The 17935-nt window shown below is 37.7% G+C and carries 20 protein-coding genes, 1 tRNA gene and 5 pseudogenes; 5 read left to right on the top strand and 21 right to left on the bottom strand.

Annotation, left to right across the window (positions count from 1 at the left end; translation table 11 throughout):
* Positions 1–263: pseudogene (locus tag HT709_RS06880) on the top strand (transposase); the annotation flags it as partial.
* On the opposite strand, the pseudogene HT709_RS06875 reads toward HT709_RS06880, so the two are convergent.
* The 9 genes and pseudogenes from HT709_RS06875 to HT709_RS06835 all read right to left on the bottom strand — a co-directional run.
* Positions 264–638: pseudogene (locus HT709_RS06875) on the bottom strand (helix-turn-helix domain-containing protein); the annotation flags it as partial.
* 32 nt (positions 639–670) lie between these two features.
* Positions 671–817 carry a hypothetical protein gene (locus tag HT709_RS06870; protein ID WP_000770987.1) on the bottom strand — a complete coding sequence of 49 codons (147 nt, stop codon included), beginning with the start codon at positions 815–817 and terminating at the stop codon, positions 671–673.
* A gap of 296 nt (positions 818–1113) precedes the next feature.
* Complete coding sequence (locus HT709_RS06865; RefSeq protein WP_000394498.1) at positions 1114–1566, bottom strand: CFI-box-CTERM domain-containing protein; 453 nt, start codon at positions 1564–1566, stop codon at positions 1114–1116.
* Between the two features lie 13 nt (positions 1567–1579).
* Positions 1580–4657: a DEAD/DEAH box helicase family protein gene (locus tag HT709_RS06860; RefSeq protein ID WP_054388221.1), complete on the bottom strand. Its 3078-nt coding sequence runs from the start codon at positions 4655–4657 to the stop codon at positions 1580–1582.
* Positions 4658–4688: 31 nt separating this feature from the next.
* Positions 4689–5393 carry an SLATT domain-containing protein gene (locus HT709_RS06855; RefSeq protein WP_172925621.1) on the bottom strand — a complete coding sequence of 235 codons (705 nt, stop codon included), beginning with the start codon at positions 5391–5393 and terminating at the stop codon, positions 4689–4691.
* A 1-nt stretch (position 5394) separates the two neighbouring features.
* The gene (locus HT709_RS06850) at positions 5395–7098 is read right to left on the bottom strand and encodes a site-specific DNA-methyltransferase (RefSeq protein WP_054388223.1); all 1704 of its coding nucleotides are present in this window, start codon (positions 7096–7098) and stop codon (positions 5395–5397) included.
* Between the two features lie 615 nt (positions 7099–7713).
* Entirely contained in the window at positions 7714–9285 is a 1572-nt protein-coding gene (gene ffh, locus HT709_RS06845) for a signal recognition particle protein (RefSeq protein WP_138707479.1), read from the bottom strand.
* Between the two features lie 11 nt (positions 9286–9296).
* Positions 9297–9629, bottom strand: a complete 333-nt coding sequence (locus HT709_RS06840) for a putative DNA-binding protein (RefSeq protein WP_000402066.1) — start codon at positions 9627–9629, stop codon at positions 9297–9299.
* A gap of 90 nt (positions 9630–9719) precedes the next feature.
* Positions 9720–10097 (bottom strand): DUF1934 domain-containing protein, encoded by a 378-nt coding sequence (locus tag HT709_RS06835; RefSeq protein ID WP_014017237.1) that lies wholly within the window; start codon positions 10095–10097, stop codon positions 9720–9722.
* 71 nt (positions 10098–10168) lie between these two features.
* Here HT709_RS06835 and HT709_RS06830 point away from each other — a divergent pair, with 71 nt between their 5' ends.
* The 4 genes and pseudogenes from HT709_RS06830 to HT709_RS06815 all read left to right on the top strand — a co-directional run.
* Positions 10169–11473, top strand: a complete 1305-nt coding sequence (locus tag HT709_RS06830; RefSeq protein WP_001003510.1) for an HD domain-containing protein — start codon at positions 10169–10171, stop codon at positions 11471–11473.
* Positions 11474–11485: 12 nt separating this feature from the next.
* Complete coding sequence (gene yidA / locus HT709_RS06825) at positions 11486–12292, top strand: sugar-phosphatase (protein ID WP_172925620.1); 807 nt, start codon at positions 11486–11488, stop codon at positions 12290–12292.
* 349 nt (positions 12293–12641) lie between these two features.
* Positions 12642–13339: pseudogene (locus HT709_RS06820) on the top strand (transposase family protein); the annotation flags it as partial.
* Positions 13340–13441: 102 nt separating this feature from the next.
* Positions 13442–13549: pseudogene (locus HT709_RS06815) on the top strand (IS5/IS1182 family transposase); the annotation flags it as partial.
* Positions 13550–13563: 14 nt separating this feature from the next.
* Here HT709_RS06815 and HT709_RS12205 read toward each other — a convergent pair.
* From HT709_RS12205 to HT709_RS06755, 12 genes and pseudogenes are all read right to left on the bottom strand, one after another.
* Positions 13564–13898: pseudogene (locus tag HT709_RS12205) on the bottom strand (site-specific integrase); the annotation flags it as partial.
* A 1-nt stretch (position 13899) separates the two neighbouring features.
* The gene (locus HT709_RS06805) at positions 13900–14274 is read right to left on the bottom strand and encodes a HepT-like ribonuclease domain-containing protein (protein ID WP_001257560.1); all 375 of its coding nucleotides are present in this window, start codon (positions 14272–14274) and stop codon (positions 13900–13902) included.
* Entirely contained in the window at positions 14255–14569 is a 315-nt protein-coding gene (locus HT709_RS06800; protein WP_000263130.1) for a nucleotidyltransferase domain-containing protein, read from the bottom strand. Before HT709_RS06800 ends, HT709_RS06805 begins: the two co-directional genes overlap by 20 nt.
* 45 nt (positions 14570–14614) lie before the next feature.
* Complete coding sequence (locus HT709_RS06795; protein ID WP_000077979.1) at positions 14615–14776, bottom strand: type II toxin-antitoxin system RelB/DinJ family antitoxin; 162 nt, start codon at positions 14774–14776, stop codon at positions 14615–14617.
* Between the two features lie 89 nt (positions 14777–14865).
* Positions 14866–15243: a type II toxin-antitoxin system HicB family antitoxin gene (locus tag HT709_RS06790; protein WP_000921490.1), complete on the bottom strand. Its 378-nt coding sequence runs from the start codon at positions 15241–15243 to the stop codon at positions 14866–14868.
* A 57-nt stretch (positions 15244–15300) separates the two neighbouring features.
* The gene (locus HT709_RS06785) at positions 15301–15489 is read right to left on the bottom strand and encodes a type II toxin-antitoxin system HicA family toxin (RefSeq protein WP_023936121.1); all 189 of its coding nucleotides are present in this window, start codon (positions 15487–15489) and stop codon (positions 15301–15303) included.
* A gap of 272 nt (positions 15490–15761) precedes the next feature.
* Positions 15762–15833: transfer RNA gene (locus tag HT709_RS06780), tRNA-Arg, on the bottom strand.
* Between the two features lie 40 nt (positions 15834–15873).
* On the bottom strand, positions 15874–16221 hold the full coding sequence (gene rplS / locus HT709_RS06775; protein ID WP_001068669.1) for a 50S ribosomal protein L19: 348 nt from the start codon (positions 16219–16221) through the stop codon (positions 15874–15876).
* Positions 16222–16339: 118 nt separating this feature from the next.
* A complete protein-coding gene (gene crcB, locus HT709_RS06770) occupies positions 16340–16669 on the bottom strand; it encodes a fluoride efflux transporter CrcB (protein ID WP_054388225.1) in 330 nt (109 codons plus the stop codon).
* The gene (gene crcB, locus HT709_RS06765) at positions 16663–17037 is read right to left on the bottom strand and encodes a fluoride efflux transporter CrcB (RefSeq protein WP_119920090.1); all 375 of its coding nucleotides are present in this window, start codon (positions 17035–17037) and stop codon (positions 16663–16665) included. Before crcB (HT709_RS06765) ends, crcB (HT709_RS06770) begins: the two co-directional genes overlap by 7 nt.
* Complete coding sequence (locus HT709_RS06760; RefSeq protein ID WP_000362492.1) at positions 17034–17300, bottom strand: chorismate mutase; 267 nt, start codon at positions 17298–17300, stop codon at positions 17034–17036. Before HT709_RS06760 ends, crcB (HT709_RS06765) begins: the two co-directional genes overlap by 4 nt.
* A gap of 115 nt (positions 17301–17415) precedes the next feature.
* Positions 17416–17859 (bottom strand): flavodoxin, encoded by a 444-nt coding sequence (locus tag HT709_RS06755; RefSeq protein WP_000241950.1) that lies wholly within the window; start codon positions 17857–17859, stop codon positions 17416–17418.
* Between the last annotated feature and the right edge of the window lie 76 nt (positions 17860–17935).

Raw genomic sequence — 17935 nt, 5'->3', positions numbered from 1 at the left:
GAGAATTTCGCTATTGTTACGGAGCTGTTGATGCCCATACAGGCGAATCATTTTTCTTAATCGCTGGTGGATGTCATACTGAGTGGATGAACGCCTTTTTAGAAGAGCTTTCACAAGCTTATCCAGATGATTATCTTTTACTCGTTATGGACAATGCCATATGGCATAAATCAAGTACCTTAAAGATTCCGACTAATATTGGTTTTACCTTTATTCCTCCATACACACCAGAGATGAACCCCATTGAACAAGTGTGGAAAGAGAAAGGCATCACGTGTGTAGGAAGAACCTAACTCCTTTGTATAAGCCTGAAATAAGGCATCAATTGTAACAAATTCTCCTGCCTCTGCAGCCTTCAAATGACGGGCAAGAAAGGCTTTCTCTTCCTCAATTGTCATATATGCATGGTTACGACCACCACGTGTTTCTTGAAGGAGAGAGTCGAGTCCGAACTCCTCATATTTTTTTACAGTTGGCCAAATCGTTGTTTGATTACAGTCTAAAAGCTCTATAATCTCTTTATAAGATTTACCCATCAGACGAAATAGAACGATTTGAAGGCGTTTATGATATTTAGCTGTACTAGAGTCTTTTAAAAGTGTTTTGATAGCTTGGATTTCTTCTTTAGTTGATTTCATATTACTATTGTATAATGCTTTTTTATTTTAGTCTAGTCTAACAATTCATACCTTTGTATCTCTTTTGTTGTTTCTTCTTTTTTATCATTATCAACCCCAACAGTCACAAAGTTTACTCCAATAAATATAACCATGTAAAACAATACCAAGGCAAAGCCCAAACCCTTTAATAACTTCATTTTCTTTTCTCTACTTTCTTTTTTTGTGTTAGTCTTTTTAGTTTATCTTAATTATATATACTCTTAAAACCCAAGGGGTAAAAATCCCCCCTTACAATCCTACCATTTCATCAAGCCAGCTAGAGAAATTGTCTTCCTTTGTATCTTCCTCATTCCATTCAAAATCTTCCAAGTATGTTCTATTAGTGATTAGTTTGACACGTTTGTTTTGGTATTGGGGATCTAAATAGAATAGGGGGTCTCTTCACTATACAAGTTAGCGAGGACCCGAACTCTTTTCCTATACTCTACTCGTTTTATTGGACCACTTTTTGAGACAATTCTAGTGTATATGTTTTATACAATTGATGGCAAGTTTGATTCTCTCCTATTTTAATCAAGGAAACACAAGGTAAGACAAGTCCTGACCAGATAGACTCTAGTATTTCCTCACGATTTGAATGTTCTTCTAACTTGGCAACAATCTGAGGAGCCATCTTATAGTAGGATTCAATTTCCTCCTGACCACCATCTTTAAAAGCTAGATAAGAATCCCTGAATTTTCGCAAAGTCATCAATTCAGCACAGTCATCTGCCAATCCCTTGTAAGTTACAGCTGCTTCTGTCAAATAACAACCTCTTTGTTCAATCTGATAGTAAGCATCTGGTTCACCAAAAAATCCAGTTTTAGAGCGCACATATCTCTCTGCATCACTCCTACGTTGTAAAACAGCTACTTCTCTTCCCTTACGATATACAATAAATTCCATTTCTTTTACCTCTCTATCTTACAATATTTAATAATTCCTCGTAACTTGAAACCACATCATAGATGTGCTGATCACTAATCAATCCAGCTTGAGCTAACGCTTTAAAATGAGCACGCGCACAGGCAATTTTTGCTTGCTCAGCTTGTTTTAATTGAAGACTAGACATAGAGCCTTTCGTTTCTGCAACAAAATAGATATGTTTGACACTACCTTCACGGAAGGCGATTGCCCAGTCAGGGTTATAGTTCCCAAGCGGAGTCGCAATACTGAACTTCCCTGGTAGCTTCACATAAACACGAACATCCTCGTATTGTTCCAAAGATTCTTTAAAGGTCTTCTCCGTATTGGAATCAACTTTTACAAAATTGTAAATCCCTTTTTTGGATTCAAGTAAGTGATCATCTGATCTGTTAGCAGTTTCAGGATTGTCATAAAACAAGTCCATATCATACTCTTCATTTAACACATTATACTGGATATGCTTGATAATTTGACTCGCTTTTTGTTCATTAATGAGCTTTGAAACCTTAAGAATAAACTCTTCAGGATTTTGTTTAAACTTGTCAAATTGGTAGACATAGATTTTACTTAATATTTCCGCAACCAATTTACGAGTTAAACCAGTCTGTTCAGCAATTTCCCCTAGTAAATCATATTTGGTCATAATCTGCGAATCCGTTAGATATTCTTGCTGACGATCATTCTCAGCTACTGTGAGATGGAGACCTTCTTCCTTACTCATCTCAGTAGCGCTTGCTTGAGTTATATGAAAGCTTGGTTTGCTAACGACTAATTTCTCATTGATATAGTCAACCGAATGTTTTACCAATTCCGCATCATCAAACTCTACTTGGTAACTCGTCTTACGATTGATTTGCTTCCAGAGATTTAAAAATTCTTTTCGGGCAATATTTTCTTGATTGACCTCATTTGAGAATTGAATTACCGCATTATTGGCATTTTCAATTTCATACTGTCCAGCATGATAAACGCTCTCCAATATCTCTACCAGCTTATCCTCATAACCTGCTAGTGTTTCAGACAGTTGTAACTGATGATTTTCTTTTGTAGTAAAATATTCTGCAGTCAATTGCCCTTCACGGTCTATATAGCCTTGTCGAATCAAATCAAAATGAATCGAATCTGCTTGTTCCTTGGTAATTCGTATTGTTTGACCTTCTTGATTCGTTAGAACTTTATTCGTAAAGAGAGTAACATCCACTTTTACAGGACGTTCTGCTAAGAGTTCTTTGATTTCTTCTTGTAGACTTCGAGCAAATTGATCATAACTTTCATTTGCAATTACTGTCAGTTTATTGATTTCATGAACATCATTTCCTAAGAGTTCAAAATCCTGACGAATTCCGTTTTGGTCAACTGCTAAACGCATACCACGACCGATTTCTTGACGTTTTCGAGTCTCTGCTGAAGATTGCTTCAGCGTACAGATTTGAAAGACATTAGGATTATCCCATCCCTCTTTTAGAGCTGAGTGAGAAAAGAGGAAACGAACTGGCTCTTCAAAGCTCAATAAACGCTCCTTGTCCTTCATAATCAAGTCATAGGCATCAATGTCATTTGAAAGATTATTTTTCTTTTCACTGGCAGATTTATAGTCCACAAAAATGGTCTTATCTGACTTCTTCACTTTATCTACCGAAAAGTAACCGGCATGAACTGAATTTCCTTCAAGATTAGCCTCCAAATATCGACGATAAGGAGTTGGTTCCTGTGTTTGGATAAACTGGTTTACTTGATTTCGATATTCTTCTTCAAAAATCTGAGCATATTCACCATTATAGGCATCATTATGTTCATCATATTGTTTATACTTGGCCACTTCATCGATGAAAAATAGGGATAATACTTTAATTCTTCGATTGTACAGTTTACTTTCTTTTTCGAGATGACTTTTTATAGTTTCTCGGATTTGAATTCTTCTGATGCTCGACTCATCCACTTCCCCTATCACTTCACCAACATGAAGTTCTTGCGTCACGCCAACTTGAAGTTTGTTCTCCCTTGCATCAAAGTGACTAAGGGTCATTCCTTTATAAGCAGATAAATTCCCTGATTCAGCGTATAAATCAAAGGGTTCTTCCACTACCTTCAATTTCCTTTTGACACCTGACTGCGTTTTTACTTCAAACTCAATTTTTGCTTTGGGTGCTCCTGTTTTTTGTGGAATGATTTCTTGTAGATAAAGATAGCCTTGTGTCCCGGTCGTCCCAGTTTGCTCAATAGCCTTAACCGCAATCTTTTTCACTAATTTTTGATTGTAAGCATCCATGGCATCCAATCTATAAACCATATCATGCTTTTCCTTGTGTGTAGCCGAATAGCGTAGCGTAAACAATGGCTTAAAATCTTTTAGTCTTTCCTTTGTCTGTTTCCCTTCAACAGACTGAGGCTCATCAATAATCATAATCGGATTCATAGCTGCCAATACATCAATCGGACGACGCCAACGGAAACTTTCCTGCTCAGAATGAATCCGTCGCGCATCTTTCCCTTTCGCATTAAAAGCTTGAGAGTTGATGACCATAATTTGAAGGTCTGACGAATTGGCAAAACTATCCAAATCACCTAAACGTGAAGAATCGTAGACAAAATAGCGTGGTTGTTTGCCATACTCCATCTGAAAGTGGCTTGACATGATCTGTAGAGATTTGAGAACTCCTTCACGAATGGCTACACTTGGAACGACAATGACAAATTTAAGCCAGCCATAGCGTTTATTCAACTCCATAATTGTACGGATATAAGTGTAGGTCTTCCCTGTTCCCGTCTCCATCTCTATGGAAAAATTATAAGCTTCTCGTCCAGCAATCATATCAATCGATAGTTTATCAGAAGGACGCAAACCATAGCGAGTTTGCATAGTATGAACATTTTCTCGTATACTTGCTTGACTCAATTGAATCGGTGCATTTCGATAAGCATCTAAAACCAAATCTACCTCATCTGACTTGAGACGACCTGGATCCGCCATATACTGAACTCCAGTATGTTTGGCTTGCCCTTGAAATAAATCTGCAATGGCACTAACCGCATCCAACTGGAATTGTTGTTTTTTAAATTGTAGTTTCATAATTTATTTTCTTCTTTATAATTTATTACTTTCAGGATAAAAACAAATACCAGATAAGAACTAATGGAATCAATATATATTGAAACCAAATAATGATTTTATTCCAACTAAAATCATGTCTCTTGATAAATTGCTCAATATAAAGAAAGGCATCTTTTAGGCAACACTTTTTCTTACCATCTTCAATTGTCTCTTCTGTTACTTTAGATTCCATGTCAGATTGCGAATTGCCTTGACCATATTTTCTCTTCTGATACTTTTTAGCATACTTGTGATCAAAATCTGAATGATTTTCATTTCCGCGTAGGCTAATTTGATACCTTGACATTATCTGTTGGTATTTATTAATTTTTTCATCATCACTAAGTGATTTTTGGAAAATAATTGATTTTAAATCAAGTAAAAAGTCTTCTAATTCTAACTGATGATAGTGTAATTTCAGAGCTCTCTCATTATAATTCAACTTAGCAACAAAATTCTGGACAAGCAAAGAATATATGGAAAACAAAGCCGACAAAGCTAATCTATCTTTATTTTCGGGATTTATTAGCGAATACACTAGTAAACCCGTTGACATTATACTCATTGCTAAAAAGATCAATTCCCATTTTTCAGCATACTCGTACAATCTTTTACTTGTATTAATTCTAGCTGCCCTTACAGTATCTATCGAATTGCATTTTAAATTAATCTCATAGTCTATATCTCTATCTTTAAAATCTAGAATTTCGCTCACATTACACCACCTTCACTTTTGTATGTGGTGATAATTCTTTGAAGATTTCACTTACGTTAATTTTATCTGCTGAATTGGCAAATGAGCTATCACGGAAAACGGCACGAAGTGGTTGTGCTTGAGCGATGTGACGGATTACTTCTTCTGATATTTCATCTTCGAAACAAGCCATGAGCGAACCTTGATCTACGTCATAAACTTCTGCTCCTGCTACCTTATCCAAATCAATGGCTAGTGACAGTTCCATTCCCCATGTCAGAATAACTTGGAAAAGTAAGTCAAGGCCAGTACGTCCTTCCTTGATATTGGATACACTATCAAATAGTTCTCCTTGAATAAATTGATCCGGTCTAGCTGAAACATCCTTAAAATTAGAAGAATCTAGTTTGTAAGCCTTAAATCCAAAGTCCTGCTTGTCAACCAACTCTGGATGCTCCTCTTGAATCTTGGCGGCAGCACGACGAATCCGCTCACGTGAAATTTGGTCAATGGTTTCATAACCTGCTTCTTTAGCAGCAGACTTATCTGCTACTTCCTCATCCAACGTACACAGAATAAACTTACGATTTCCACCATCTTCAGCATTCAGTTGCATGACTGCATCCGCCGTAGTACCCGAACCACCGAAAAAATCTAATACAATAGAATCTTTCTTACTTCCAATCTTCAAAATTTTTCTTAATAGCTTAGTTCCCTTAGGGTCATTAAACATACCCTTCTTAATTAATAATGCTAATTCTTCATTGTTACCATGTGAATGTCCCACTTCTTCATAATTCCAAAGGGTTCCAACTGTTACACCATCTCTAACCTCTGATAAAAATGTTTTTTTATCTACTCCTCCATTCTTATTAAAATAAAGTCTATTATCATTGTATAAATCTTCTAATTTGTTTTTGGAATATCGAGGATATGTTCCTTGTGGAGAAGTCCATTCAACTCCGTTAGGAAATCTAATAGTATAAATACTTGATAAGCTACCACTCCTAGCATGAATCGGGGTGGATTTCCACGGACCTCTTGGGTCATCATCCCTGTTTTTATAACTTTTATTTTGTTTTTCAGTACGTGGTAATAAATTTAATTGTCCAAAATTTCTATTTTTTGAGTAAATTAATATACTCTCGTGTTGGTACGAAATATCAGTATCATTTGAAACTGTGTATTTATTATTCCAAATTACACCTGCTACAAAATTCTCCTCCCCAAATATCTCATCACAGATAGCTTTGAGGTTAGCTTGTTCATTATCATCGATAGAAATAAAGATAACACCTGAATCCTTGAGGAGATTACGTGCTAGGCGGAGACGTGGATACATCATATTGAGCCAGTCTGAGTGATAACGGGCCGAAGTCTTTTCATTTTTTGTAAGCCCAACTACCTGGCGTCCTTCTTCATCCAAAAGTTCCATCTCTTCCTTCAACTCTTCGTCTGTTTTTTGGAACTTATCAGAATATACAAAGTCTTTTCCTGTATTATAGGGTGGATCGATATAAATCATATCGATTTTTCCTAGATAGGATTCTTGTAAGATTTTTAAGACTTCTAAATTATCTCCAGTAATAAAGACATTTTCACTGTTTTCAAAGTCAACACTTTCATCAAGATCTGGTCTTAGGGTTTTAGTAGTTGGTCGCCCAGCTTCTGCAATAGCTTCACGCTTTCCAACCCAAGTAAACTCATAGGATTCTCGACCATCCACAATTTCCTCTGATAAAAACTGTTTAAGCTTCTCAAAGTCAATCGCAGGACGTAATCTGCCGTATTCATCCCTCTTTTCCGTCAGAACTTCAGGAAAAAGTTGACCAATTTTTGAAATATTATCTGTAAAAACATCTTTTGAAGTGAGAGTTAATTTCTCAAGTCCAGAGTTTTCACCTGTGTGCTGTGCTGTGCTGTGCTCATGGTAGTATCCTTTCTTAGCTTTGTCAAGCTTTTGTAATTTTAATTTTCTAACAAATTAAGTTGGCTTATCCTATCTTTGTAATGCTTCATTTTTAATACATTACAGCTTCATTTTATCAAAAATAAGGATTGAAATCAAAAGAGTTCTCTAATCTCAATTTCTGATTTTTCTTTATATTTATACTCTTCAAAAATCTCTTCAAACCACATCAACGTCGCCTTACCGTATATATGTGACTGACTTCGTCAGTCTTATCTACAACCTCAAAACAGTGTTTTGAGCAGCTTGCGGCTAGCTTCCTAGTTTGCTATTTGATTTTCATTGAGTATTATTATTTTTTATTCTTTACAGATTCAAAATAGACCTTTATTATTTTTCTAAAAAAGGAAAGCTCTGCGGCCTTCCTTCGTCTTACTTGCGTTTCTTCTTCGCTTTTTTCATTTTATTCACCATGCGTTTCATAGACTGTTTCATGGCAAATTCACCGATTTTACCTTTGAGTCCGCCACCAAACATCTGGCTCATATCGGGCATTCCTGCTCCTCCGAGAGCTGATAAGTCAGGCATACCACCTTGTCCCATCATTCCTTCAAGGGCAGACATATCCATTCCTCCCATATTTGGCATATTTTTGGGAAGATTGTTTGGATTGATTCCCATTTGCTTCATCATTTTATTCATATCTCCAGACATGACACCCTGCATGAGCTGTTTAGCCTGGTTAAAGTCCTTGATAAATTTATTGACTTCGACAAATGTATTTCCAGAACCTGCAGCGATACGACGACGACGGCTTGGATTTAACAAATCTGGATTTTCACGCTCTTCAGGTGTCATTGAAGACACAATAGCACGTTTGCGAGCAATCTGACGCTCATCTACCTTCATGTTTTGAAGGGCTGGATTGTTAGCCATACCTGGAATCATCTTGAGCAAGTCTTCCATTGGGCCCATGTTTTGCACCTGATCCAACTGAGCAATGAAATCATTGAAATCAAAGGTGTTTTCACGCATCTTCTCAGCCATTTCAAGAGCTTTTTGCTCATCGTATTCCTGAGAAGCTTTCTCAATCAGAGTGAGCATATCCCCCATACCAAGGATACGGCTAGACATGCGGTCTGGGTGGAAGGTTTCGATATCTGTAATTTTTTCACCTGTACCAGTGAACTTGATTGGTTTTCCAGTGATGTGACGAACAGATAGAGCCGCACCACCACGAGTATCGCCATCAATCTTGGTAAGGATAACCCCAGTTACTTCCAACTGAGCATTAAACTCATGCGCAACATTGGCTGCTTCCTGACCAATCATAGCATCAACGACAAGCAAGATTTCATTTGGTTGAGCCAATACTTTCACATCACGAAGCTCATTCATGAGGAGCTCATCAATCTGCAAACGACCCGCAGTATCAATCAAGACATAGTCGTTATGATTGGCTTGCGCTTGTTCCAAACCTTGACGAACAATCTCAACAGCTGGTACTTCTGTACCAAGAGCAAAGACAGGCACATCAATCTGTTGACCCAGTGTCTTCAGCTGGTCAATAGCAGCTGGACGATAAATATCCGCCGCAATCATCAAAGGACGAGCATTTTCTTCCTTCTTGAGTTTGTTGGCCAATTTACCAGCAAAAGTTGTTTTACCAGCCCCCTGCAAACCAACCATCATGATGATTGTAGGAATCTTAGGTGATTTGATAATTTCTGCCGTATCAGAACCTAAAACGGTTGTCAATTCCTCATCAACGATTTTAATAATCTGTTGCGCAGGATTAAGTGTATCAATGACCTCATGGCCGACTGCACGCTCACGAACTTTCTTGATAAAATCCTTTACAACAGGCAAGGCAACGTCGGCCTCGAGCAAGGCCAAGCGAATTTCTTTGGTTGCCTCTTGGACATCAGATTCAGAGATTTTTCCTTTTTTACGTAGATTTTTAAAGACGTTCTGCAAACGTTCTGTTAAACTTTCAAATGCCATTTTTCTTCCTCTTATTCTCTATTATCAATGCTTGTTAAAATTTCTATCTGCTCCTGCAGAAAGTCATCCTTGGGATAGCGCTCCAAAATCTGATCAAAAATCTGACTGCGGACAATGTAGTCCGAGTACATGTGCAATTTCATCTCATAATCTTCCAGAATCTTTTCTGTTCGCTTGATATTGTCATAGACAGCCTGACGACTGACACCGAACTCCTCGGCAATCTCAGCAAGGCTGTAATCATCAGCGTAGTAGAGCTCGATATAATTCATTTGCTTATCTGTCAAAAGCGCTGCATAAAATTCAAAGAGCGCATTCATACGATTGGTTTTTTCGATTTCCATAACTTTTATTATACCAAAAATTAGCCTAATCTACCACATTAGGAAGCCAATCCGAGAAGATAGCCAGGTAAATTTGAAAAAGACATGAGACTAGCCCCAAGTAATTTCCAATTGATAGCTGGCAAAGGGATGTCCCTCTTGATTTTGTAGTTGATAATCTAGTTCAATCTTTTGCCCATCAACTTCATAGCGACTGGTTTGGATAACAAATTCCTGCATGCCCATTGGTGTAGGAATGTCGGCTAAACTATCACTATCCTTTAGAAAGCGCATAATGGTCTTGGGATTTGAAAAACGGCTCATCACCAGTTCTTGACCATGGAATTTAATCACTACTTTTTCCTTTTCCTCATTATAGAAAAGCAGGTAGCTATAATCTCCCTTTTCATGCACTTCCACGTCATAAAGTTGGTCAATCACTTCCAACTGCTCATCAAACTGAATCGTATTTCGCATCCGAATCTTCACATCAAGTCCTCTTTCTTGTCTCTTGTCCTACTATTTTACCAAAAACTCTAGCTTTTTGCTATAATGGTCATATGAACGAAAAAGTATTCCGTGACCCTGTTCACAACTACATCCATGTCAATAATCAAATCATCTATGACTTGATCAATACAAAAGAATTTCAACGTTTGCGCCGTATCAAGCAACTGGGAACTTCCAGTTATACCTTCCACGGTGGAGAACACAGCCGCTTCTCCCACTGTCTAGGAGTCTATGAAATTGCACGACGTATCACGGAGATTTTTGAAGAAAAATATCCTGAGGGATGGAATCTTGCCGAATCCCTCCTCACCATGACCGCTGCTCTCCTCCATGACCTGGGTCATGGTGCCTACTCCCATACTTTTGAACATCTCTTTGATACAGACCATGAGGGCATCACCCAGGAAATCATCCAAAGTCCTGAGACGGAGATTCACCAAGTCCTGCTACAAGTGGCGCCAGACTTTCCAGAAAAAGTTGCCAGTGTCATAGACCATACCTATCCTAACAAGCAGGTGGTGCAACTCATTTCCAGTCAGATTGATGCGGACCGTATGGACTATCTCTTGCGCGACTCCTATTTTACAGGAGCATCCTATGGGGAATTTGACCTGACTCGCATCCTCCGAGTCATTCGTCCTGTCGAAAATGGTATCGCCTTTCAGCGCAATGGCATGCACGCCATCGAAGACTACGTCCTCAGTCGCTACCAGATGTACATGCAGGTTTATTTCCACCCCGCAACACGCGCCATGGAAGTTCTCCTACAGAATCTTCTCAAACGCGCCAAGGAACTCTATCCTGAGGACAAGGATTTCTTTGCCCGAACTTCTCCACACCTCCTGCCTTTCTTCGAAAAAAATGTGACCTTGTCTGACTATCTAGCTCTGGATGATGGTGTGATGAATACCTACTTCCAACTCTGGATGACCAGTCCTGACAAGATTCTTGCAGACCTGTCGCAACGCTTTGTCAACCGCAAGGTCTTTAAATCCATTACTTTTTCACAAGAAGACCAAGACCAACTCGCTAGCATGAGAAAATTGGTTGAGGATATCGGCTTTGATCCCGACTACTACACTGCCATTCATAAGAATTTTGACCTCCCTTATGATATCTATCGTCCCGAATCTGAAAATCCACGGACACAGATTGAGATTTTACAAAAAAATGGTCAACTGGCCGAACTCTCTAGCCTGTCTCCTATCGTCCAATCCCTTGCTGGCAGTCGCCACGGAGATAATCGCTTTTATTTTCCAAAAGAAATGTTGGACCAAAACAGCATCTTTGCTAGCATTACCCAGCAATTTTTACACTTAATTGAGAACGATCATTTTACCCCAAATAAAAACTAGAAGAGGAATTTTATGAGTATTAAACTAATCGCTGTCGATATTGACGGAACCCTAGTCAACAGTCAAAAGGAGATTACTCCTGAAGTCTTTTCTGCCATCCAAGATGCCAAAGAAGCTGGTGTCAAAGTCGTCATTGCAACTGGCCGCCCTATCGCAGGTGTTGCCAAACTTCTGGACGACTTGCAGTTGAGAGACGAGGGTGACTATGTTGTGACCTTCAATGGTGCCCTTGTCCAAGAAACTGCTACAGGGCATGAGATTATCAGCGAATCCTTGACTTATGAGGATTATCTGGATATGGAATTTCTCAGTCGTAAGCTCGGTGTCCACATGCATGCTATTACTAAGGACGGTATCTATACTGCCAATCGCAATATCGGAACATACACTGTGCACGAATCAACCCTCGTCAACATGCCTATCTTCTACCGCACACCTGAAGAAATGGCTGACAAGGAAATCGTCAAGTGTATGTTCATCGATGAGCCTGAGGTTCTCGATACTGCAATTGAAAAGATACCAGCAGAATTTTACGAACGCTACTCTATCAACAAGTCTGCTCCTTTCTACCTCGAACTCCTTAAAAAGAATGTAGACAAGGGGTCAGCCATCACTCACCTAGCTGAAAAACTCGGATTGACCAAAAATCAAACCATGGCTATCGGTGACGAAGAAAATGACCGTGCCATGCTGGAAGTCGTTGGGAACCCCGTTGTCATGGAAAATGGAAATCCAGAAATCAAAAAAATCGCCAAATACATCACTAAAACAAATGACGAATCCGGTGTTGCCCATGCCATCCGAACATGGGTACTGTAAGAGGGTATGAATAGACGAAAACCGCTCAGTTGAGCGGTTTTTATAGTAAAATGAAATAGGAATAGGACAAATCAATTTCTAGTAATGTTTTAGAAGTCCAGATACACTATTCTAGTTTCAATCTACTATAGTATCTAATTACATACCCCCTGCTGGAATCGATAAATAGAAAAAACCTTATTTTAAGGCTCTTCCTATACTATTTATCAATAACCCTCTTTTAGAGTATGTCCGTAAGTTTGAATAATTTGTTGTATATCTTTATGCCTTAGTAATCTTGAAACAGCCCATATATCAACACCTTTTGATAATAGACTTCCTGCGAAACAAAATATGGTAGAATAGTTCTATGAATTATGAAGCAAGTAAACAACTAACTGATGCACGATTTAAGCTCCTGGTTGGTGTTCAGCGCACGACTTTTGAAGAGATGTTAGCTGTATTGAAAACAGCTTATCAAGGTAAACACGCAAAAGGGGGACGAAAACCTAAACTAAGCCTAGAATACCTTCTTATGGCGACTTCAATATGTGCGAGAATATCGAACTTATGAACAAATTGCGGCTGATTTTGGTATCCACGAAAGCAACTTAACCCATCGGAGTCAATGGGTTGAAGTAACTCTTGTTCAAAGTGGTGTTACGATTTCAAGAACTCCTCTCAGTTCTGAGGACACGGTAATGATTGATGCGACGGAAGTAAAAATCAATCGCCCTAAAAAAACAATTAGCGAATGATTCTGGTAAAAAGAAATGCCACGCTATGAAGGCTTAAGCGATTGTCACAAGTCAAGGGAGAATTGTTTCTTTGGAGCTCGCTGTGAACTATTGTCATGATATGAAGTTGTTCAAAATGAGTCGCAGAAATATCGGACAAGCTGGTAAAATCTTGGCTGACAGTGCTTATCAAGGGCTCATGAAGCTATATCCTCAAGCGCAAACTCCGAGGAAATCCAGCAAACTCAAGCTGCTAACAGCTGAAGATAAAGCCTGTAACCATGCGCTATCTAAGGAGAGAATCAAGGTTGAGAATATTTTTGACAGAGTATAGTAGATTGAAACTAGAATAGTACACCTCTACTTCTAAAACATTGTTAGAAATCGATTTGACTGTCCTGATCGATTTGTCCTGTTCTTATTTCATTTCACTATGAAAACGTTTAAAATATTTTCAACAACCTATCGAAATCATCGTAAACGCTTCGGCTTACAAATGAATTTGATTGTTGGTATTATCAATCATGAACTAGGATTCTAGTTTTGCAGGAAGTCTAATAAATATAAACCGTAAATATGCCTGCCTGCTTTTGCTATCATGGTTTGGCTACCTATCCCAAGTTCGGATAAAAATACTTTCAAGTATTTATTCAATCCATAATTTGTAGAAAGTTTATACCTTCTATCACAAGAGACCAAATCATATTTCTTTAATTCTTCACGATTATAAAGAACCTTATCTTGTTCCTCTTTCAATGCATCCAATACAGATATTAAATCTTCATCAATAATAATTTCTCTTATGGAAGTATTCGTTTTTTGAGGAATAAAATTTGTCGATTTCTAGCAAATCTTCCATACGTTTTTAGAGTTTCTCTTTCATTTTCTATTTTATAATTCACCTTCTAATTCTCTTATAATCGAGTGTAAAGATTCTTTCGTTTTGGGAACAGATTCCTTCAATATACCCTCTATAATTTTAAAATTTAAGTTAGAATAATTATGATAAATAAAATTTCTAAAACCTTTTATCTGAGTCCAGTTTATCCTATCTGAATACTTCTGTTTTACTTCCTCTGATAATTTGCCTAACGATAACTGTTCTCCTACCTGTCCTAAATTCATAGCGATAGAATCAACTACCATATCATCATCTAAAGGTAAATTATATCTTCTTGCTTTATACAAAACAGCATCGGCCTTATCAAGATATAAAACCATATCCTTCAAATATGCTATATCAGTTTCAAGAGATTGACTTCTCATAAATAACCTCTCTATCATTCAAAAAATTTTTCTTGACTAACTTCCCAATGTTTGTTTTTGGAGAAAGTAAATCACTAACCAATAGAATATCTATATTACCATCAAAAATAGTCAAAAGTCTACCATATACATCAAAATATATAGAATCATCCTCTAACTCCAAAGCAATATCAACATCACTTTTCCCATCAGCTTCGCCCCTAGCATAAGAGCCAAATAGATAAATTTTAGATAAATCATATTGTTTAGCAACAGGAACAATTTTTTCCTTTATCTGATCTATTGTATAAACCATAACCGAACCCCTTTAGATTATATCTATCCACACTTTTATTTCACCTTACTCAGAATCAAGTTTAACTTCAAAAGGAATACTTCTTGTCAACACACTTTGCTTCAAAAATAACTTCACAGCAGTTGACATATCCAACCCCAACTCATTAAAAATCGCAGTCGCTTCTTTTTTCAATTCATCATCTACTCTTACAGCAATTTGTGACATAGCATTTCTCCTTTTCTTCTTGTATATCTATTGTATCACTTTTACCAATACATATCAAACTTATTCCCTAATAAATACAGTCTTTAAATTTAAACTTGCAACTTCTTCTCTAATGCTTGTGCCAAAACTTCTGAATAGTTAATCTTTTCTCGATCAGCAAGACGAACTAGCCATTCAGGAACGGTCACGTTCTTTCTAATCGCCTTGTTACTTCTCACAAAAGGCGCAGGATCAACTTGAATCATTGATACAAAACCATCTGAAACTTCAATCTTTAAAATATCACTTGGAGTAGGCAACGCCATCCCTTCATCGATATAAGAAGCTAAAACATTTTCAAGCATTTCTCGAGCATTTTTCATCGCTTCTTCGATATTTTTTCCTTCTGTACCACCACCAAATTCTGGAAATTCTACCCAATATCCTGTTCCTTCTTTATGAAAAATAGCTGGATACGTTTTTAACATTCTACTACCCCCAACATTCTACTACCTCTGATGTAAAAAGACTTAGGAAAGTAAAAATTACAATCCTAAATCTTTGAGAATCTTTCTCTCCAATCCCTTTCCCAAATCTTCATTTCCATGAACTGGAATCGTGACAAGATAAGAAAAACCCTCTTTCTTAAAATGATGATGACTTCCTCTTTGACGAACTTCAAACCATCCATTCTCAAGAGCTAATTTCACCATTTCTTTACCTGTAAGTGGCATATATATTCGTTACCTCCTTACACTTACTATTATACGCATTATGTGTATAATAGTCAAATTAAAACAAACCACTTTTTCTCAATAACTACAAAATAAAATAGACCAGCTTCCTGATCTACTTTATTCTATATTCATTGACTTTTGGTCAAATTTTGGTCACACTTTGGTCAAAGATTCCAAAAATACTAACCTATTTTAAAAAACTAAATTGTGATGATTGCCTACAAATAAACACTTTGAATATTCTTTATGTTTCTTTACGCTTCTTATTATGCCCCCTGCAGGAATCGAACCTGCAACTACTCCTTAGGAGGGAGTTGTTATATCCATTGAACTAAGGGAGCTAGATAAAAACTCTGCTGAAAAAGCAGAGTTTTAGTCGAATTAACGACGGATTTCTTTGATACGAGCTGCCTTACCTTGAAGAGCACGCAAGTAGTACAATTTCGCACGACGTACTTTACCGTAACGAACAACTTCGATTTTTTCAACACGTGGAGTGTGGATTGGGAAGATACGCTCAACACCTACACCGTTAGAGATTTTACGAACTGTGTAGTTTTCTGAGATACCAGCACCTTTACGTGCGATAACAACACCTTCAAAAATCTGGATACGTTCACGGTTACCTTCGACAACTTTCGCGTGTACACGAACAGTGTCACCAGGACGGAATGATGGGATATCTGTACGAAGTTGACCTTCAGTCAAGCTTTGGATTAATGGATTCATTTTATTCTCCTATCTTTGTCAATCTTGAGGAATCTTCCTCAGCGGATAAACTGTATTTTTGTGCGTCCATTACACACAAGATACAGTTTACCAAATTTCCACAAAAAAGTAAAGAAATTTATAGCAGAATTCCTAAAAAAATCGCAATCAAACCACCGAGGTAGGTCAAAGCTAAATAAGAATAAAATCCCTTCCTATCACTTAACAATCTTTGGAGTTCGTCATTCAAGGTCGAAAAAGTTGTCAAACCTCCACAAAATCCTGTTGCTAAAATAGCATAGACTTCCTTAGACTCCACATGATTGTAGAATAATCCAATTAAAAAACAACCTAGAAGATTGACTATGAGCGTTCCGAGGGGCAATTTAGAAGTTTGATTATAGCGGGAAAAGAAATAGCGTACGAGTGCTCCGAAACCACAAGCAATTGCAAGATAGACCATTACCATTTCTTCCTCCCTAGAAAATAAGCTAAGAGTAGGCCTCCACCGATGCTCAAAAGCAAATACAGGACTAAACTAAGATAACGCCCTGTATCAAGCAGCTTCACAGTATCAAGCATTAGGCTGGAAAAAGTTGTTAAACCTCCACAAAAGCCCGTCCCTAGTGCTAAAATCAAGCCCTTACTAGTCCCCTTATAGACCAGATATCCCTTGACAAGATAAATCAAGCAGAAAATTCCCAGATAGTTGACAAAGAGAGTGCCCCAAGGAAAGTCTGGACTGGCTGATAACCAAGTAGAAACAAGGTAGTGCACAAGTCCGCCCAACATAGCAGCTATAAAAATGCCTAGCGGATAAAATTGTTCTTTTTTCATTTGATATTCTGATTCTGATAATCACGCGAACGTTTGAGTATGTCCGAAAAAGTCGCGACAATAGTTTCCTGATAGCGCTTATCTCCTACACGACTTCTAACCTTTTCAAAAATAACCGCTTCTCTCTTGGTATCTAAAATCGGTTTACCTGAAGCTTTCTTATAGGCAACTACACCCTCAACCAAATGCATTCGTTCTTCTAAGAGCTTGACGATTTGGTCGTCGATTTGATCAATTTCTTGACGAATACTATCTAAATCCATACAGTCTCCTCCTTTATTTGAATTATTGTATCAAAAAGCCACCAAATAGGCTAGTAAAATCCTAACTCACGATAAGAAAAATGCACTGATTGATTACATCAGCGCACGTTTATACTTATCCTACTTTAGCAGCCAATTCTTCTGCGAATTGTTCCAAGCGCTCAATGTCTTCTTCCTCAGCAGAGAGATCAACTTTAACACATTCTGAACCTTTTTCTGCTCCTGTCGAAACAAAAACACGATCAAAGTCATCAACAGCCTTACAGAATTCATCGTAGAAGGTATCTCCTGAACCAACCACTCCGTAGATTTTGCCATTCAAGTTGAGATCTGCTAGGTCTTCGTAGAAGTCCATCATCTCATCTGGCAATTCACCATCACCATAAGTATAGGTCGCAACGATAGCGATGTCTGCTTCCAAGAAGTCTGAAGCGTCAACAGTTGTACATTCATCAACATCGACATCCAAGCCCAAGTCACGTAATTTGTCTGCTACAATATCTGCAATTTCTTCGGTATTACCGGTCATACTGGCAAATACAATTTTTGCTAATACCATATCGTCCTCCTCAATTTATCTTTCTCCATTATATCACATCTTTTTCATTTTAAAAATAAAAATTCTTGTGCTACAA

It is taken from the genome of Streptococcus sp. 1343 (assembly GCF_013277355.1).
GTDB lineage: Bacteria > Bacillota > Bacilli > Lactobacillales > Streptococcaceae > Streptococcus > Streptococcus pseudopneumoniae.
The sequence above is the reverse complement of the archived record's forward strand: the minus strand, read 5'-3'. Positions and strand labels throughout refer to the sequence as shown.